The sequence below is a fragment of the Kitasatospora sp. NPDC057198 genome, assembly GCF_042670125.1.
Lineage (GTDB): Bacteria > Actinomycetota > Actinomycetes > Streptomycetales > Streptomycetaceae > Kitasatospora.
The window spans coordinates 1-1,726 of record NZ_JBHUWH010000826.1; the positions used below are offsets into that span (position 1 = coordinate 1).

At 77.4% G+C, this 1,726-nt stretch carries 3 protein-coding genes; 2 read left to right on the forward strand and 1 reads right to left on the reverse strand.

Translation table 11 applies throughout. From position 1 onward, the window contains the following. Window positions 1–70: 70 nt before the first annotated feature. Complete coding sequence (locus tag ACFUEL_RS39380; RefSeq protein ID WP_380242987.1) at window positions 71–448, reverse strand: ArsR/SmtB family transcription factor; 378 nt, start codon at window positions 446–448, stop codon at window positions 71–73. A 164-nt stretch (window positions 449–612) separates the two neighbouring features. Between ACFUEL_RS39380 and ACFUEL_RS39385 the strand changes: the two genes are divergently transcribed. Together ACFUEL_RS39385 and ACFUEL_RS39390 are read left to right on the forward strand one after the other, a co-directional pair. Continuing rightward, on the forward strand, window positions 613–1,026 hold the full coding sequence (locus ACFUEL_RS39385) for a (2Fe-2S) ferredoxin domain-containing protein (RefSeq protein WP_380242989.1): 414 nt from the start codon (window positions 613–615) through the stop codon (window positions 1,024–1,026). Window positions 1,027–1,091: 65 nt separating this feature from the next. Continuing rightward, window positions 1,092–1,583, forward strand: a complete 492-nt coding sequence (locus ACFUEL_RS39390) for an RrF2 family transcriptional regulator (protein ID WP_380242991.1) — start codon at window positions 1,092–1,094, stop codon at window positions 1,581–1,583. Window positions 1,584–1,726: the final 143 nt, after the last annotated feature.

Consider the following 1,726-nt stretch of genomic DNA (forward strand, 5'->3'; position numbering starts at 1 on the left):
CCTCGAAGGGGACGGCGGGGCGGCCCGCAGTCGTCGTCCGCTCCCCGGGGGCGCCCGCACGGGGCCGGGGTCAGGGCGCGTCGAGGTCGTCGGGGGCGGCGTCGCTCAGGCCCAGGCGCAGGTGTTCGCTGTGGTAGACGGCCTGGTCGAGGAGGGCGGCGACGTGGTTGTCGTACAGCTCGTAGACCACCGAGCGGCCGTTGCGGCGGCCGACCACCAGGCCGAGGTTGCGCAGCAGGCGCAGCTGGTGCGAGCAGGCGGACTGCTCCAGCCCGACGGCGCGGGCGAGTTCGGTGGCGGCGCAGGGACCCTCGCGCAGGCGGGAGAGGATCAGCAGCCGGGAGGGGGTGGCGAGGGCCTGGAGGGTGGTGGCGATCCGGGCGGCGCTGTCGGCGTCCAGCGGGGTGCGCGGGAGGGCGCTGTTGGTGGGGGAAGCTCCGTGACCCATGCCGACCATCGTACAACCCATGCATGAACGGGCCTTCATGTGTCCGTGCGCGGCGGCCGGACCGTCCCCCGCCCGCCCTGCCGCTGCGACGGGCCCGCGGGGCGGGGTAGGGTCACCGCGGTGATCACCGCGGTCACCGTGACCGAGAACGCCGGGAGTGTCCGATGAGCCGTCGCACCCGCACGAAGGCGGCCGACGTCCCCGCGCAGGGGGCCGCCCGGTGCACCGTCTCGGTCTGCCGGGGCTGCTGCTGCGGCACGCCGAAGGTGCCGCGGATCGACCACGCCGCCCAGCTCGCCGAGTTGCGCGGCGCGCTCGCCGAGGTGGCCACCGTGCGCCCGGTGGGCTGCCTGGACGCCTGCGAGCACGCCAACGTGGTCGTCGTCCAGCCCTCCGCGGAGGGCCGGCGGGCGGGCGGCCGGCCGGTCTGGCTCGGGCTGGTCAACGACCGGGACGCGTCGGCGGACATCACCGCCTGGATCGGGGCGGGCGGCCCCGGCCTGGCCGAACTGCCCGCCGTCCTGGACCTGTACGTCTTCTCCCCCTCCCGGCGGGTGCGCGAGCACCTGGAGGACTGAGCCGGGGCCACCGCGTGCCGCCGGGCGCTGGCGCGGCCGGGTTCTGGATAGCTACCATCCGGAACATGCGGACGAGCGAGGGCGTGGAGTGGGGCCTGCACTGCTGTCTGACCCTGGTGTGGGTGGGCGGCACCGAACCGGTGCCCTCGGCCCGGCTGGCGGCGATGTTCGAGCTGTCGCCGACGTACCTGAACAAGGTGCTGCAGCGGCTGACCCGGGCGGGGCTGCTGGCCTCCACCCCGGGGCCGCGCGGCGGGGTGCGGCTGGCCCGGGAACCGGAGCGGATCACCGCGATGGACGTGGTGGCCGCCGTCGAGGGGCCGGACCCGCTGTTCACCTGCGCCGAGATCCGGCAGCGGGGGGCGGGCGCGGAGGGGGCGGCCGCCCGCGAGTTCGCCCGCCCGTGCGGGGTCTCCACCACGATGCGCCGGGCCGAACTGGCCTGGCGGCGCGAGCTGTCCGGGCAGAGCGTGGCCGACCTGGCGGCGGGCACCCCGGCCGCGTCGGTGGCCCGGATCCGCGCCAACTACGCCCGGCTGGCCGGTACGTCCGCCTGAGCCCCGGAACGGCACGCCCGGCACCCGCCCCCGGCGCCCGGCTCCTGCGACCGGCGCCCGGCCCCGGCTTCTGCGCCCGCCCCCCTGCGGCCGGCCCCTGCCCCAGGAGGGTCCGGCCGCAGGCCGCCGCCTCCGGTGCCACC